The sequence below is a fragment of the Pseudomonas sp. 3MA1 genome (assembly GCF_029237275.1).
In the GTDB taxonomy this organism is placed as follows: domain Bacteria; phylum Pseudomonadota; class Gammaproteobacteria; order Pseudomonadales; family Pseudomonadaceae; genus Aquipseudomonas; species Aquipseudomonas fluorescens_AP.
The window spans coordinates 22,967-37,926 of record NZ_JAACFX010000009.1 but is presented as its reverse complement, the minus strand read 5'-3'; the positions used below and the strand labels follow the sequence as shown (position 1 = coordinate 37,926).

General features: G+C 64.5%; 14 protein-coding genes. 12 read left to right on the top strand and 2 right to left on the bottom strand.

What is annotated here, in order from left to right; translation table 11 throughout:
* The first annotated feature begins 134 nt into the window (after nucleotides 1-134).
* From GWQ44_RS22440 to GWQ44_RS22415, 6 genes are all read left to right on the top strand, one after another.
* Nucleotides 135-2,036 (top strand): sensor histidine kinase, encoded by a 1,902-nt coding sequence (locus tag GWQ44_RS22440; protein WP_047305874.1) that lies wholly within the window; start codon nucleotides 135-137, stop codon nucleotides 2,034-2,036.
* Nucleotides 2,033-3,358 carry a sigma-54 dependent transcriptional regulator gene (locus tag GWQ44_RS22435; RefSeq protein WP_275928294.1) on the top strand — a complete coding sequence of 442 codons (1,326 nt, stop codon included), beginning with the start codon at nucleotides 2,033-2,035 and terminating at the stop codon, nucleotides 3,356-3,358. The genes GWQ44_RS22440 and GWQ44_RS22435 overlap by 4 nt, the downstream gene beginning before the upstream one ends.
* Nucleotides 3,359-3,386: 28 nt before the next feature.
* Complete coding sequence (locus GWQ44_RS22430; RefSeq protein ID WP_169892259.1) at nucleotides 3,387-3,716, top strand: GlpM family protein; 330 nt, start codon at nucleotides 3,387-3,389, stop codon at nucleotides 3,714-3,716.
* A gap of 167 nt (nucleotides 3,717-3,883) precedes the next feature.
* Entirely contained in the window at nucleotides 3,884-4,804 is a 921-nt protein-coding gene (locus tag GWQ44_RS22425; protein ID WP_047305875.1) for an arginase, read from the top strand.
* On the top strand, nucleotides 4,801-5,175 hold the full coding sequence (locus GWQ44_RS22420; protein WP_011063133.1) for a transporter: 375 nt from the start codon (nucleotides 4,801-4,803) through the stop codon (nucleotides 5,173-5,175). The genes GWQ44_RS22425 and GWQ44_RS22420 overlap by 4 nt, the downstream gene beginning before the upstream one ends.
* A 31-nt stretch (nucleotides 5,176-5,206) precedes the next feature.
* On the top strand, nucleotides 5,207-5,608 hold the full coding sequence (locus GWQ44_RS22415) for an EamA family transporter (protein WP_016964655.1): 402 nt from the start codon (nucleotides 5,207-5,209) through the stop codon (nucleotides 5,606-5,608).
* Between the two features lie 91 nt (nucleotides 5,609-5,699).
* Here the strand turns inward: GWQ44_RS22415 and GWQ44_RS22410 are convergent, their stop codons facing one another.
* Both GWQ44_RS22410 and GWQ44_RS22405 read right to left on the bottom strand, forming a co-directional pair.
* Nucleotides 5,700-6,566, bottom strand: a complete 867-nt coding sequence (locus GWQ44_RS22410) for a fatty acid desaturase (protein ID WP_016964654.1) — start codon at nucleotides 6,564-6,566, stop codon at nucleotides 5,700-5,702.
* A gap of 102 nt (nucleotides 6,567-6,668) precedes the next feature.
* Complete coding sequence (locus GWQ44_RS22405) at nucleotides 6,669-7,439, bottom strand: MipA/OmpV family protein (protein ID WP_047305877.1); 771 nt, start codon at nucleotides 7,437-7,439, stop codon at nucleotides 6,669-6,671.
* A gap of 229 nt (nucleotides 7,440-7,668) precedes the next feature.
* Here GWQ44_RS22405 and GWQ44_RS22400 point away from each other — a divergent pair, with 229 nt between their 5' ends.
* From GWQ44_RS22400 to GWQ44_RS22375, 6 genes are read left to right on the top strand one after another with little or no spacing between them, the layout of a single operon-like run.
* The gene (locus GWQ44_RS22400) at nucleotides 7,669-8,364 is read left to right on the top strand and encodes an HAD-IB family phosphatase (protein WP_011063137.1); all 696 of its coding nucleotides are present in this window, start codon (nucleotides 7,669-7,671) and stop codon (nucleotides 8,362-8,364) included.
* The gene (locus tag GWQ44_RS22395; protein ID WP_016964652.1) at nucleotides 8,357-9,751 is read left to right on the top strand and encodes an aminotransferase class III-fold pyridoxal phosphate-dependent enzyme; all 1,395 of its coding nucleotides are present in this window, start codon (nucleotides 8,357-8,359) and stop codon (nucleotides 9,749-9,751) included. The genes GWQ44_RS22400 and GWQ44_RS22395 overlap by 8 nt, the downstream gene beginning before the upstream one ends.
* Nucleotides 9,748-10,614 (top strand): alpha/beta fold hydrolase, encoded by an 867-nt coding sequence (locus tag GWQ44_RS22390; RefSeq protein ID WP_103741435.1) that lies wholly within the window; start codon nucleotides 9,748-9,750, stop codon nucleotides 10,612-10,614. Before GWQ44_RS22395 ends, GWQ44_RS22390 begins: the two co-directional genes overlap by 4 nt.
* A gap of 14 nt (nucleotides 10,615-10,628) precedes the next feature.
* Complete coding sequence (locus tag GWQ44_RS22385) at nucleotides 10,629-11,756, top strand: GNAT family N-acetyltransferase (RefSeq protein ID WP_016964650.1); 1,128 nt, start codon at nucleotides 10,629-10,631, stop codon at nucleotides 11,754-11,756.
* Nucleotides 11,753-13,525: a HAMP domain-containing sensor histidine kinase gene (locus tag GWQ44_RS22380; RefSeq protein ID WP_016964649.1), complete on the top strand. Its 1,773-nt coding sequence runs from the start codon at nucleotides 11,753-11,755 to the stop codon at nucleotides 13,523-13,525. The genes GWQ44_RS22385 and GWQ44_RS22380 overlap by 4 nt, the downstream gene beginning before the upstream one ends.
* The gene (locus tag GWQ44_RS22375; RefSeq protein ID WP_275928293.1) at nucleotides 13,515-14,912 is read left to right on the top strand and encodes a sigma-54 dependent transcriptional regulator; all 1,398 of its coding nucleotides are present in this window, start codon (nucleotides 13,515-13,517) and stop codon (nucleotides 14,910-14,912) included. Before GWQ44_RS22380 ends, GWQ44_RS22375 begins: the two co-directional genes overlap by 11 nt.
* The last annotated feature ends 48 nt before the right edge of the window (nucleotides 14,913-14,960 follow it).

Sequence of the window (14,960 nt, the reverse complement as noted above, 5' to 3'; positions counted from 1 at the left end):
CCCGCTGGGTCGCGCAGCGACCGCAAAACCGCCCCATGCGTGCTACCCGAGACACGCATGGGCGGTCCGCGACTGCTTCGCAGCCGAGCGGGAGCAAGCTCCCTCGCCACGCTGGTTGACCCAAGGCATCTGTGATGAAATGCGACCCCTCTCTCTATCGCGCCGCGCCGCCATCACTTGCCGTGAAACCCCGTCTGATCCGCCAACTGTTCCTGCCGCCCCTGGTCATCCTGCTGATGATCGGCCTGGGCTACATCGGCTTCTGGGTCAGCGAACACAACGGCATCCGCACCCTCAGCGAAAATGGCGAACGCCAGCTGGAACTGCACGCCCGCGCCGTAGAAAGCGAGATCAGCAAATACACCTATCTGCCCAGCCTGCTGGAACTGGAATCCAGTGTCTCGCGCTTGCTGGACGATCCCTCGCCGGAACACCGGCAAACCGTCAATCAGTACCTCGAAGGCCTGAACCGCCGCAGTCGCAGCCGGGCCATCTATGTCATGGACACCACCGGCCGGGTGCTGGCCACCAGCAACTGGCGCGACGTCGACAGCTACCTGGGTGAGGACCTGTCGTTTCGCGCCTACTTCCAGAACGCCGTGCGCGGCCAGCCCGGACGCTTCTACGGCATCGGCAGCACCAACGGCGAGCCCGGCTACTACCTGGCCCACGGCCTGGAAGAGCAAGGCAAGATCATCGGCGTAGCGGTGGTCAAGGTGCGCCTGGAAGCCCTGGAAGAGCGTTGGCAACGGGCTCGCCTGGAGGCGTTCGTCAGCGACGAGAACGGCATCATCATTCTCTCCAGCGATCCGGCGCGCCGACTCAAGTCGGTCCGCCCGCTCAGCGACGACACCAAGGAACGCCTGGCCCGCAGCCTGCAGTACTACTGGTTCCCGCTCAACGAACTCGAACCCCTGGCCCGCGAGCGCCTGGCCGAAGGCGTGGAGAAACTGACCTTCCCCGCCAACACCGAACTCGAATCGGACGGCAAGGCCATCAGCTACCTGTCCCAGACCCGGCCCCTGAGCGACACCCCGTGGAATTTCACCCTGCTCACGCCGCTGCAGGACCTGCGCCGCGAAGCCATCAACCAAGGCATCCTGGTGGCCGTGGCCTTTGCCCTGGTGGCCTTCTTGCTGATCGCCTGGAACGAGCGGCGCAAGGTCATCGCCACGCGCCTGGCCGCCCGTGAAGCCCTGCAGGAAGCCAACAGCCAGCTGGAGCGACGAATCACCGAGCGCACCGCCGACCTGCGGGCCAGCAACGAGCGCCTCAAGAGCCAGATCCGCGAACGCCGCCAGGCCGAGGAAACCCTGCGCCGGGCCCAGGACGAGCTGGTCCAGGCCGGCAAGCTGGCGGCCATCGGCCAGATGTCCACCAGCATCGCCCACGAACTCAACCAGCCCCTGGCGGCGCTGCGCACCTTGTCCGGCAACACCGTGCGCTTTCTTGAGCGCGGCGCCCTGGACACCGCCAGCGCCAACCTCAAGACCATCAACGAACTGATCGACCGCATGGGGCGCATCACCGCCAGCCTGCGCGCCTTCGCCCGCCGTGGCGACGACCAGGGCCAGGCCAGCCTGGACAAGGCGGTGGACGCCGCGCTGCAGATTCTCAACGCCCGTATCGAACCCCTGCCCCTGCAACTGCACCGCGACTTCAGCGAACAGACCCTGCAGATCGACCAGACCCGCCTGGAGCAGATCCTGGTCAACCTGATCGGCAACGCCCTGGACGCCATGCAAGCGCAGCCGGCGCCGGAGCTGTGGCTGGAAGGCGAACCCGGCGACGGCAAGTACCGCCTGCGGGTCCGCGACAACGGCCACGGCATCGATCTTGAGGCGCGCAAGCACCTGTTCGAACCCTTCTTCACCACCAAACCCGGCGAGCAAGGCCTGGGCCTCGGCCTGACCCTGTCCGCGAGCCTGGCCGCCGCCACCGGCGGCAGCCTGGGGGTGGAACACCCGGCAAGCGGCGGCACCGCCTTTGTCCTCAGCTTGCCCCTGGCAAGCCCCACTCAAGCCGAGCCGATATGAACAACGAGCTGACCGTGCTGATCGTCGAAGACGACCCCCATGTCCTGCTGGGTTGCCAGCAGGCCCTGGCCCTGGAAGACATTCCCTGCATTGGCGTGGGCAGCGCCGAAGAGGCCCTGGCCCAGGTCGGCGACAACTTCCCCGGCATCGTGGTCAGTGATATCCGCCTGCCGGGCATCGATGGCCTGGAGCTGCTGAAACGCCTCAAGGCCCGGGATCGCAGCCTGCCGGTGGTGCTGATCACCGGCCACGGCGACATCTCCATGGCCGTCGGCGCCATGCAGCAAGGCGCCTACGACTTCATGGAGAAACCCTTTTCCCCCGAGCGCCTGGTGGACGTGGCCCGCCGCGCCCTGGAACAGCGGGGACTGGCCCGGGAAGTGACTTCCCTGCGCCGCCAGTTGGCCGAACGCAGCTCCCTGGAAGGGCGGATCATCGGCCGCTCGCCGGCCATGCAGAACCTGCGGGAGTTGATCGCCAACGTCGCCGATACCTCGGCCAACGTGCTGATCGAAGGCGAAACCGGCACCGGCAAGGAACTGGTCGCCCGCTGCCTGCACGACTTCAGCCGGCGCCACCAGCAACAGTTCGTTGCGTTGAACTGCGGCGGCCTGCCGGAAAACCTCTTCGAAAGCGAAATCTTCGGCCACGAGGCCAATGCCTTCACCGGCGCCGGCAAGCGCCGGATCGGCAAGATCGAGCACGCTCACCAGGGCACGCTGTTCCTCGACGAAGTGGAAAGCATGCCGATCAACCTGCAGATCAAGCTTTTGCGGGTGTTGCAGGAGCGCACCCTGGAGCGCCTGGGTTCGAACCAGAGCGTGGCCGTCGACTGCCGGGTGATCGCCGCCACCAAGTCGGACCTGGACGAGATGAGCCGGGCCAAGGCATTTCGCAGCGACCTGTATTACCGCCTCAACGTGGTGACCCTGGAACTGCCGCCCCTGCGCGAGCGCCGCGAGGACATCCTGCAACTGTTCGAACACTTTCTGCAGCAGTCGTCCCTGCGCTTCGACCGCGCCGTGCCGGAGCTGGACAACCAGACCCTGTCGAGCCTGATGAGCCACGACTGGCCGGGCAACGTGCGCGAACTGCGCAACGTCGCCGAGCGCTTCGCCCTGGGCCTGCCGGCGTTCAAGAAGAGCGGCGCCAGCGCAGCCCAGGGCCTGGGGTTTGCCGAGGCGGTGGAAGCCTTCGAGCGCAACCTGCTGAACGACGCCTTGCAGCGCAGCGGCGGCAACCTGACCCAGGCCAGCCAGGAGCTGGGCATGGCCAAGACCACGCTGTTTGACAAGGTCAAGAAGTACGGCCTGAACCACTAACCGAAAGGCGCGCATACCCATGGATCTATTGTTGAAGGCCGCCCTGGGCGCGGCGGTGGTGGTGATCCTGGCGGCCCTGGCCAAGACCCGGAACTACTACATCGCCGGGCTGGTGCCGCTGTTCCCGACCTTTGCCCTGATCGCCCACTACATCGTCGGCAAGGGCCGCTCCCTCGACGACCTGAAGACCACCATCCTGTTCGGCATGTGGTCGATCATTCCCTACTTCGTCTACCTGGCGACCCTGTATGTGATGGTCGACCGCCTGCGCCTAGAAGCCTCCCTGGCGGTGGCCGCCGTGGCCTGGCTGATCGCCGCGACGATCCTGGTCAGCGTCTGGGTGCGCCTGCACGCCTGAGCCGCCCTCCATTCCCGTAGGAGCGAGCTTGCTCGCGAAGCCTGCGCCGCGGTCTGTCGCCAGCCACCCTGGCCCGACCCTTGCATTTACCCGCTAAAGCCCGTCCAGCCTGCGTTTGAGCGGTATCACGCAGTTTCTGGAGGGCGCTGCCATGGGTAAAGAACGCCTTGAATATTTTAGATCTCGACCACAGCCTGACCGCCCAGGAGCCCATTCTCCGGCGCCTGAAAAGCGGCCAAGCGCGACGCCTGGACCTGCTGGACCTGGGCCCCAAGCTGCGCCTCTGGTCCACCGAGCGCACCTACCGCCATTTTCGCGAGCGCCTGGGTCAACGTCCCCGGCACAGCGGCCCGCAACCGGAAATCTTCTTTGTCGGCTCCGGCGACTATCACCACCTGACCCCGGCCTTTCTGTGCGACCTGCCCGAGCCGGTGAGCCTGATCCACTTCGACAATCACCCCGACTGGGTGCGCTTCGCCCCGCGCCGGCACTGCGGTTCCTGGGTCAACCGGGCGCTGCAACTGCCCAATATCCAGCGCATCGTCACCTTGGGCCCGTGCAGTGAAGACCTGCACAATCCGCAGCTGCGCGGCGGCAACCTCGGCGCCCTGAAGCACGGCAAGCTGCAGCTGTTTCCCTGGCAGCACGCGCCGTCCAAGGTCTGGGGCCGGGTCGGCGACGGCGCCGGTCATCAACAGCAGGAAAACCACCTGCACTGGCGCAATCTGGCGGACCTGGACTGGGCCACCTTCCTCGCGCAGATGATCGACAGCCTGCCCACCGCAGCGGTGTGGATCACCATCGACAAGGACGTGCTGGCCAGCGAAGACGCCGCCACCAACTGGGACCAGGGCGGCATGCGCCTGACCCACCTGCTGCAGGCACTGCGCGCACTGGCGGCGCGCAAGCGCATCCTGGGCATCGACGTCTGCGGCGAGTTCGCCCAGCCGGCCTTCAGCAACGCCTTCAAACGCTGGGAAGCCAAGTCCGACCAGCCCCCGGCCGAACGCTGGAGCCAGGACGACCTGCTGCGCAACTCAGTGACCAATGAAGCCCTGATATCGCTGTTCGAGGAGCTGTTTCCGTGACCCTGACCGTAGTTCTGCTGGTGGCCTTTTCGATTGTCCTGGACGTGGTCGGCCAACTCTGTTTCAAGCTCGGCCTCGACCGCCTGCCGGAGCTGGAAGGCGGCTTTCGCCTGAATGCCTTCTGGGGCCAGGTGTTCAACGCGCCCCTGCTGTGGTGCGGCATCGGCGCCTACGCCATCGAGTTCTTCGTCTGGCTCGAAGCCCTGTCCCGGGCGCCCCTGAGCCTGTTGTTCCCGGCCGCGGCCCTGGCCTATTGCGGGGTGGTCCTGGCGGGCAAGGTGGTGCTGGGCGAGACCGTCAGCCGCCGGCGCTGGCTGGGCACCCTGGTGATCACCGCCGGGGTGATGCTGGTCTGCGTGGCCAGTACCTGAGCCTTATTCAACGAATAGAAGGAAGCGTTTCATGAGTTCGAACACCTCCCACGGCTGGCTGCACGAGCGTCTGGGCACCATCGTGCTCTGGGCCCTGCTGATCGGCTTCGAGAGCGCCGGGCAGATCGCCACCAAGGTCGGCGGCGACCAATTGGGGCAGATGGATTTCAACCTGCAATGGCTGGCGGCGGTGGCGGTCAATCCGGGCGTGCTGCTGGCGATTGCCTGCTACATCGGCGCGTTTTTCGTGTGGATGCTGATCCTGCGTCGCAGCAGCCTGTCCCTGGCCTTCCCCTTGAGTTCCCTGGTGTTCGTGGTGGTGCTGCTGGGCTCGTGGCTGGGCCTGGGTGAACAGATCAGCCTGCTGCACTGGATCGGCGTCTTCGTGATCATCGGCGGGATTGCCCTGCTGGCGGAAGGTGAAGAGGCCTGACGGCCTCTTCGCTGGCAAGCCAGCTCCTACGGCGGGGGATTGGCGTCGTGCCTTGGTAGGAGTCGGCTGGCCGACGAAGGCGATCTTGCGGTCAGGCCTTGCGGTGGGCTACCAGGAAGCCCAGGCCGTGGGACACGGGAATCACTTTGACCCCCGCCGCCTGCTGCTGCTCGCGAATCTCGCGGTGGAAGGCCTTGACCTTGGTCCAGTGCATCTTCGGCCGGTAGTGATGCTCGGCGTGGTAGCCGTTGTTCATCCAGATCAGGTTGTACAGCGGGCTGTAGGAACTCACGCCCCAGGCAATCGGCAGGTCGGGGTTGCCCCCCAGATGCTCGTAGTAGCCGTTGAGGGACGACAGCGATTGCCCCAGGTACCAGAACGGCAGCAGCACCAGCACCGCGTGCCAGTCATACAGCGCCAGGGCCAGGTAGAAGGCCACGGTGACGCCGATTTCCACCTTCACCCAGCGTGCATCGTCAGGCCGCTTGCGCTGCATTTCCTGGTAGATCTCCTTGGGATCGTCGCGAAAGAAGCTCAGGAAGGTGTAGGCCCAGGGATTGTCCGGCTGGCCATTCTTGCCGTGCAGGTAGATCGACAGCGGGTCCACGGTCTTGCCCTGGGCATCGGGACGATCGGAGTTGCCACGGTGGTGGCGGTTGTGGATGTCGCGGTACAGGGTCTGGGAAAAACCGATGGTCACCGACAGCAGCAGATCGAAGGCGCGGTTCATCCATCCCGGGGTGAAGTAGGCGTTATGGATCTGATTGTGGGAAATGCTGTTGATGCTCCACGACAGGCTGACCGCGTACAGCAGCGCCGCCGGGAGAATGACCCACCAGGACAGGGCGTGAAAGTCCAGCACCAGCCACAGGACAAAGGCGAAATGCGCCAGGGCCATGGCAATCGGGATCAGGTCCCAGAGGGAATGGGCAAGCAGACGGTAGGCGGGTCGGGCCATGAAGCACTTCCTGAGAAATTGAATTCATGAGCGCCTTTGCAAAGGCCAGACCAGTTTCACAGGGACCACCGCAGGCCGGGGCGCGGCCTGCGGTAGCACACGTCAGAACTTGTAGCTGATGGCGGTCTGCACCTGGCCCTGGTTGACCTCGCCCCGATCGCGAACGATGGTGCTGTCCGCGGCGGAATTGACCAGACGGATCCAGCTGGCGCTGGCCACCAGCGACCAGTTGTCCCCCAGGGGGAACTGGAAGCTCTGGCTCAGGGTGAAGTTCTGCAGGCCAGCGCCGGCGTTGTAGCGGTCGATACCGGAGGCCAGGGACTCTTTGGCGCTGACGCCATAGAAGGTATTGGCCTGACGGTCGTCGGCAAAGTGCAGGGTCAATTCATTGCTGCCAATGATGCCCATGCCCAGGGGATAGCCGATCTCGCCGCCGAGCTTGCCCAGCAGGCCGCCCTGGCCACCAGCACCGCCGACCGCCTGGCCGAGGCTGGCGAACAGTCGCCAGAAGTCATCCGGAGCGTACTCGACGAATCCGCCGATATCGGCCATGTCGCGCACGTCCCGCAAGCCGCGCAGCTTGCCGTCGGCGTTGCGCCCCTGCAGGTAATTGACATAGGGACCGACGCTCAAGCCATTGGCCTTGAAGGCACTCCAGGTCAGGCCGTCGTCGGTGCTCAGGCTGACATCGCCCCATTCCAGATCCATATAAGGCAGCGGCACCGTGTCGTAGCTGCTGCCGGTCGGGTCGTGGGGCTGGTAACCGAGGCCAAGGCCCAGTTCACCGGTGATGCCGGAGTCGGCGGCGGCGCCCATTGCCGCGCCCAGCGAGAGCAGGCCGGCCAGTATGGCGGGAAGAGAAAGCCTAGGCATGCGTGAGTTTCCTTGTCTGAACAGCCGCGCATCAATCACCAGAGCGCCCTTGCGACGCAAGCACTGATGTTGGTTGTAGCAAGCTACAAAAATTGTAGCCAGAAAGCTACAAATCACTTCCCCCTGCGGCCAGAGCCCCGGCCCTGCTGGGTTTTTCCCACTTGGCACAGTCCCTGCTCTACCCCTGCCACAAGCGCAAGCAGCGCTCTTATTCAACAGGTAACAGCAGATGATGCACTGGCATATCGTATGTGACTTCGACGGGACCATCTCCCGCGCCGACGTGATCGATAACGTTCTCCAACGCTTCGCCGACCCGAGCTGGGAAGGCATCGAGCAGGAATGGCTGGACGGTCACATCGGCTCCCGTGAATGCCTCAGCCGCCAACTGGCCCTGGTCAAGGCTTCGCCCGCCGAACTGCTGGGCTACTTCGACAGTGTCGAAATCGACCCCGACTTCCCCGACTTCGTCGATCACGTGATCGGCCTGGGCGCTTCCATCGAAGTGGTCAGCGACGGCATCGAGCAAGGCATCGCCCGCATCCTGGCACGCAACTACGTGACCCTGCTGCCGATCCTCGCCAACCGCCTGCGCCAGGTCGACCACAACAGCTGGCGCATCGACTTCCCCTACGCCAGCGACGCCTGCCGCGCTGCTTCCGGCAACTGCAAATGCAAGTCCACCCCGCGCGGCAAGCGCGTGCTGGTGATCGGCGACGGCCAGTCGGACATGTGCGTGGCGTCCACCGCCGACTTCGTGTTCGCCAAGGACCGCCTGGCCGACTACTGCGAACGCAACAAGATTCCCCACGCGCGGTTCGACTCCTTCGCCGAACTGCCGGCGCTGTTGGCCAAGCTGCCGAACAACGCCGCCAACGCGACCAATTTCTCTCTTGAAACCCAGGAACTCTTCCACCATGTCTGATATCCGCATCGCGACCCCAGAAGACCAGATCCTTCTGGAAAAAGAAGCCAAGTACTGCTCCTACGGCGATACCGTTCACTACATCGAACCACCGCGCATTTTCAGCCGCTGCGAAGGCTCCTATGTCTGGGACACCAGCGACCAGGCTTACCTCGACCTGCAGATGTGGTACTCGGCGGTGAACTTCGGCTACGCCAACCCGCGCCTGAACAACGCCCTCAAGCAACAGATCGACACCCTGCCGCAGATCGCCAGCCAGTACCTGCACAAAGGCAAGATCGAACTGTCGGAAATGATCGCCGTGGACGCCAAGAAGAAGTTCGGCCTGGACGGTCGCGTGCACTTCAACGTCGGCGGTTCGCAGTCGGTCGAGGACTCACTGAAAGTGGTGCGTAACGCCACCAACGGCAAGAGCCTGATGTTCGCCTTCGAAGGCGGCTACCACGGTCGTACCCTGGGCGCCTCGTCGATCACCTCCAGCTACCGCTACCGTCGCCGCTACGGCCACTTCGGCGAGCGCGCGCAGTTCATCCCGTTCCCGTACCACTTCCGCGGTCCTAAAGGCATGACCAAGGAAGAGTACGGCAGCCACTGCGTGCAGCAGTTCGCCCGCCTGTTCGAAACCGAATACAACGGCGTGTGGGACCCGAAAGTCGGCCAGAGCGAATACGCCGCCTTCTACGTCGAGCCGATCCAGGGCACCGGCGGCTACGTGATCCCGCCGATGAACTTCTACAGCGAACTCAAGCATGTGCTGGACCAGCACGGCATCCTGCTGGTGGTGGACGAAATCCAGATGGGCTTCTACCGCACCGGCAAGCTGTGGTCGATCGAGCACTTCGACGTCAAACCCGACGTGATCGTGTTCGGCAAGGCACTGACCAACGGCCTCAACCCGCTGGGCGGCATCTGGGCCCGTGAAGAGCTGATCAACCCGGGCGTGTTCCCGCCAGGTTCGACCCACTCCACCTTCGCCTCCAACCCGCTGGGCACCGCCGTGGGCCTGGAAATGTTCAAGATGACCAGCGAGATCGACTACGGCGCGATGGTCATGGAAAAGGGCAAGTACTTCCTGGCCGGCCTGCAAGACCTGCAGAAGCGCTACCCGATCATCGGCGACGTCGACGGCCTGGGCCTGGCCCTGCGCTGCGAAATCTGCACCACCGACGGCTTCACCCCGGACAAGGCGACCCTGGACTTCATGGTCGAGGAAGGCATGAAGGGCGACATCGAAATCAACGGCCAGCGCCTGGGCCTGATCCTCGACGTGGGCGGCTACTACAAGAACGTCATCACCCTGGCCCCGTCGCTGGAAATCAGCTACGCGGAAATCGACCTGGGCATCGCTCTGCTGGACCGCCTGCTGGATCGGGCCATGAAGCGATGAGCGCCGCTGAGATCGATCTGGGCGAAGGCGACGCCGGCTTCGTTCTCGGCACGGGTCCGGTCGGGGTCTTGTTGATCCACGGCCTGACCGGCACCCCGACGGAACTGCGTCGGGTGGCCCAGGGCCTGGCCAAGGACGGGACGTGCACGGTGTACGTTCCGACCCTGCCCGGGCACTGCGGGGACAACAGCGACCTGCAGGCCACCGGCTGGCAGGACTGGTACGAAGGCGTGCGCCAGACCTTTGTCGGCGTGCAGCAGCGTCACGAGCAGGTGTTCGTCGGCGGCCTGTCCATGGGCGCGGTGATGTCCATGTACCTGGCCTCCGAGCATCCGGGGCAGATCAGCGGCCTGCTGATGTACTCCACCACCCTCAAGTACGACGGCTGGAGCATCAACAAGCTGGCGTTCCTCACGCCGCTGCTGATGAAGATCCCCTTTGGCGTGCACATCTGCCGTTTCGAAGAGAAACCGCCCTACGGCATCAAGAACGAACGCCTGCGGGCCATCGTCGAGAAGCAGATGAAAGCCGGCCAGAGCAGCGACGCGGGCCTCTTGACCATGGAGGGCGTGACGGTGCGCGAGTTGCATCGGATGAACGCCGTGGTCAAGAAACGCATGCCTTCGATCATGACCCCGGCTCTGGTGCTGCACTCCAGCGAGGACGACATCACCAGTCCCTGGAACGCCAACTACGTGGAGCGCAAGCTCGGCGGGCCGGTGACCAAGATCCTCCTCGACAACTGCTATCACATGATCACCGTGGACCTGCAGTACCAGCGGGTGATCGAGCTGAGCGTCGACTTCATCCAGCAACGAGTGACCCAACCCGCCGAACGTGAAGACTACCGACAGCTGGCGTGACTTAAGGAAGAGACGTGATTACCGCCCAAGCCTTTTCAACCATACAGGCCATCGAACGCAGTGCCTGGAATGACTGTTTTCCGGGGGCCCTGGAGGATTGGGATTACTACCTGGCCGTGGAAAAAGCCGCCATTGCCGACTTTCAGTGGCGCTACCTGGCGGTCTTCGAGGGCTCGACCCTGGTGGCGGTGGCCCCGGCCTTCACCACCCAGTACCGGCTCGACACCACCGTGTCGGGATTGGCCAAGCGCTTTACCGAACGCCTGGAGCGCCAGTGGCCCGGTGTCCTGCAACTGCGCCTGTACGCCATCGGCTCGCCGGTGGCCGAACAGTGCAACGCCGGCACCGCCAGCCACGTCCCGCCCCAGCGTCGTCAGGCCTTGCTCGAAGAACTGCTGAAACTGGCCCGGCGCGACGCCGACAGCTTTGGCATCGGCCTGTTGGCGGTCAAGGATGCCCCCAGCCACGATCAGCAATGGGCCGACAGCTGCCTGGCCGCCGGCCTGCAAGCCATGCCCAGCCTGCCCACCGCGTTGCTGCCCGTGCCCTTCGCCTCGATCGACGCGTACCTGGGCACCCTGGGCAAATCCACCCGCAAGGACCTGCGACGCAAGCTCCGGGCTCCGGCACCGCGCATCGAATGGCGGCGGCAGATCGACGACGTGCTGCCGGACATCATGCGCCTGTACGAAGCCACCCTGAACCGCAGCGACCTGCAGTTCGAACGCCTGCCGGCGGACTACTTCACGGCGATCCTCGAGCAGTTGGGCGAGCGTGCCGCCTGCGTCCTGTACTGGGTCGGCGAGCAGTTGGTGGCGTTCAACCTGATCCTCATCGACCAGCATCGGCTGATCGACAAGTTCTTTGCCCACGACCTCAATGTCAGTCGCGAGCACAACCTGTATTTCCGCAGCTGGCTGGCCAATGTCGACTTCTGCATCCAGCAACGGATTCCGCTCTACGAGTGCGGCCAGGCGGGCTATGCCAGCAAACTGCGCCTGGGTTGCCGCTTCACCGGTAACATGCTGTTTTTCCGCCACCGCAATCCGTTGCTCAACGCCCTGCTCAAAGTGATAAAACGCTTTGTCCGCCCGGATCGCTCCGACCCCGCCATGGCTGCTGCAATAAGCGAAAGTACATGACCAGAAAAGATCGTCGCTCGCCTCGCCCCTTCGCCATCTCCCGCTGGAGCCTGCAGCGCAAGCTGGTGCTGGCCTTCTGGTTGGTCAGTGTGATCCCGACCATGATCGCGGCTGAGCTGGCGGCCACCACGCTGTCGGAAATCTTCGACAGCAACGTGCGGATCTGGCTGCAAGAATCCACCAAGATCGTCGAGGACGAGATCACCGAGATCCTGCGTGACAACGCGCGGATCGCCCAGCTGTTCCTGCGCTACACCCGCCCGCCCACCGATCGCAATGCGGCCAAGCACGACAAGCTCACCGCCGACATCGCCGACTCCATGGGCATCGACGTGGTGGCGCTGATTCGCAAGAACGACCACAAAGTGATGTTCACCACCGCCGCCGACGACGTGGTGGGGCAGATCAGCACCGCCTCCAATGCCGTGCTGCAGACCATCCAGGTTGGCGGTGTCGCCACCGGGGCGGTGGTCTCGACCTTCCAGACCCAGCTGGACGGCGTCGACTATCAGCTGTTGATCGCCACCTACCTGGACGCCAGCTTCCTCACCAGCGTGGCCGATGTGCACTCCCTGGACCTGCGCCTGTACCTGGCCAAGGCCGATGACTTCTCCGAGATCTTCGCCACCCAGCGCTTCGAGGATCACCCTGCGCGGGTGCCGCACAAGATCGAAGACATCCTGCGTGCCACGCGCCAGCCCACCGAACAGTTCACCAGCCGCTACAGCGGCCTGTACCGACCGATCTTCAATGACAGCGGCGACCTGGTGGGGGTGATTTTCAGCGGCTTGCTGCGTCACAGCAGCCTGGTGGGCCTGGTCAACCAGAGCAACCTGTTCATCCTGATCTTCCTCCTCAGCTCGGCGGCCTCGCTGTGCGTCGGCTGGCTGGTGTCGCAACGCTTGACCCGGCCGCTGCGGGGCCTGTCCAAGGGCGTCCAGGCGGTGATTGCCGGCGACTACCGGCAACGGGTGCCGGTGATCGGCGGCGACGAACTGGCGGAGCTGAGCAGCACCTTCAACCACATGACCGAACGCCTCGGCGAACTGCAGCACCTGGAAGCCCAACTGCGTCGCCGGGACCGCCTGCACGCCCTGGGCGAAGTGGCCATGGGCCTGGCCCACGAGATCCGCAACCCCCTAGGCATCATCAAGACCGCCACCCAACTGCTGCACCGCCGGGCCAACCTGCCGGAAAACGACAAGCGCCACCTGGAATACGTGATCAGCGAAGTCAGCCGGATCAATGACCTGATCACCGAGTTCCTCGACTTCGCCAAGCCCAGCGCGCCGATCCGCGCCACCCAGCCGGCGCGCCCTTTGCTGGAGGAATTGCTGGGCTTCTGCACCCCGGAGCTGGCGACCCACAACATCGATGCGCGCATCGACGACCAGGCCCCCGGCGCGACCATCCACGCCGACGCCCGGCAGCTCAAGCAGGCCTGCCTGAACCTGATCCTCAATGCCATCGACGCCATGCCCGAAGGCGGCCGCCTGACCCTGGGCATCGCCCAGCAGAACGACGAAACCATCATCAGCGTCAGCGACACCGGCCAGGGCATCGAGCCGGACATGCTGGAGCGCATTTTCACCCCATTCGTCACCACCAAGGCCTCGGGCACCGGCCTGGGTTTGGCTAAAGTCTTCTCGATCATGGAAAGCCATGACGGCCATATCGAGTGCGTCAGCGAAAAAGATGCCGGCGCCACCTTCAGCCTGTACATTCCGGCCAACGGTGAAGAGGACGACGAGGACAGTGATGACGCATAACCTGCTGGTGGTCGACGACGAACCGAAACTCTGCGACCTGCTGTCCTCGGCCTTGAGCCAGGACGGCATTCAGGTGTTCACCGCAAGCAACGGCCTGCACGCCCTCAAGGTGCTGGAGCAGGAGGACATCGACCTGGTGATCAGCGACTGGCGCATGCCGGGCATGGACGGGCCGCAGTTGCTGGGGGAAATCAAGCAGCGCTACCCGAACCTGCCGGTGATCGTGATGACCGCCTACAGCACGGTGAAGAACGCCGTGCAGTCCATGCGCAACGGCGCCTACGACTACATCGCCAAGCCGTTCGATATCGACGAGCTGGACATCACCGTCAGCAAGGCCCTGCAGTTTCGCGACATTCTCAAAGACAACCAGCGCATGCGCGCCGAACTCGACGAACACCAGCAGTTCGACAGCCTGGTGGGCGACAGCCCGACCTTTCGCCGGGTGCTGCAGGCGGTGGACTCGGTGCGCGACAGCAATGCCACCATTCTCCTGACCGGCGAAAGCGGCACCGGCAAGGAAATGGTCGCCCGGGCCATCCACAAGCACGGCAATCGCGCCGACAAGCCGTTTGTCGCGGTCAACTGCGCGGCGATTCCCGAGGGCCTGCTGGAAAGCGAGATGTTCGGCCATCGCAAGGGCGCCTTCACCGGCGCCGTGGCCGACCGCATCGGGCGCTTTCAGCAGGCCGACAAGGGCACCCTGTTCCTCGACGAAGTGGGCGACATGCCCCTGGCCCTGCAGGCCAAGATTCTCCGCGCCCTGCAGGAGCGGGTGATCGAGCCGGTGGGCGATCCACGGGAGCGCAAGGTCGACGTGCGGGTGATCGCCGCGACCAACAAGAACCTGCTGGAAGCGGTGGCCAACAAGGAGTTCCGCGAAGACCTGTACTACCGCCTCAACGTGTTTCCCATTCCCCTGCCGGCGCTGCGCGAACGGGTCGAAGACATCGCCCCGCTGGCCCGCCACTTCGCCCACAGCCTGGGCGCCGCCGCCGGCAAGCGCATCACCGGCTTCAGCCCGCAGGCGCTGCAGGCCATGGCCAGCTACACCTGGCCGGGCAACATTCGCGAACTGCAGAACTGCGTGGAGCGCGCCACCATCGTCGCTCGCGCCTCGGTCATCGAGGAGAGCGACCTGCCAGGCTATCTGTTCGACACCCCGCCGGCGGGAGCCGAAGGCCGCCCCCTCCCCGGCGTCAATGCGCCTGTGCCCAGCGACCTGGACGCAGCCCTGGCGGAGGTGGAACGCAGCTACATCCTCGCGGCCCTTCAGCAGAGCAATGGCGTCCAGGCCGCGGCAGCGCAGATGATCGGCATTTCCGAGCGCAGCTTCTGGTACCGCCTGAAAAAGCTCGGCATTCAGGTGGACAAGATCGTTCGCTGACGCGAACCGCGACAAGCTGCAAGCGAAAATCTATCCGTTTGAGGCTTG

Excerpts from the sequence above, each read along its gene's own strand:
- GWQ44_RS22440 (WP_047305874.1), top strand. The coding sequence starts at position 135 with ATGAAATGCGACCCCTCTCTCTATCGCGCCGCGCCGCCATCACTTGCC.
- GWQ44_RS22435 (WP_275928294.1), top strand. The coding sequence starts at position 2,033 with ATGAACAACGAGCTGACCGTGCTGATCGTCGAAGACGACCCCCATGTC.
- GWQ44_RS22415 (WP_016964655.1), top strand. The coding sequence starts at position 5,207 with ATGAGTTCGAACACCTCCCACGGCTGGCTGCACGAGCGTCTGGGCACC.
- GWQ44_RS22410 (WP_016964654.1), bottom strand. The coding sequence starts at position 6,566 with ATGGCCCGACCCGCCTACCGTCTGCTTGCCCATTCCCTCTGGGACCTG.
- GWQ44_RS22405 (WP_047305877.1), bottom strand. The coding sequence starts at position 7,439 with ATGCCTAGGCTTTCTCTTCCCGCCATACTGGCCGGCCTGCTCTCGCTG.
- GWQ44_RS22400 (WP_011063137.1), top strand. The coding sequence starts at position 7,669 with ATGATGCACTGGCATATCGTATGTGACTTCGACGGGACCATCTCCCGC.
- GWQ44_RS22395 (WP_016964652.1), top strand. The coding sequence starts at position 8,357 with ATGTCTGATATCCGCATCGCGACCCCAGAAGACCAGATCCTTCTGGAA.
- GWQ44_RS22390 (WP_103741435.1), top strand. The coding sequence starts at position 9,748 with ATGAGCGCCGCTGAGATCGATCTGGGCGAAGGCGACGCCGGCTTCGTT.
- GWQ44_RS22380 (WP_016964649.1), top strand. The coding sequence starts at position 11,753 with ATGACCAGAAAAGATCGTCGCTCGCCTCGCCCCTTCGCCATCTCCCGC.
- GWQ44_RS22375 (WP_275928293.1), top strand. The coding sequence starts at position 13,515 with ATGACGCATAACCTGCTGGTGGTCGACGACGAACCGAAACTCTGCGAC.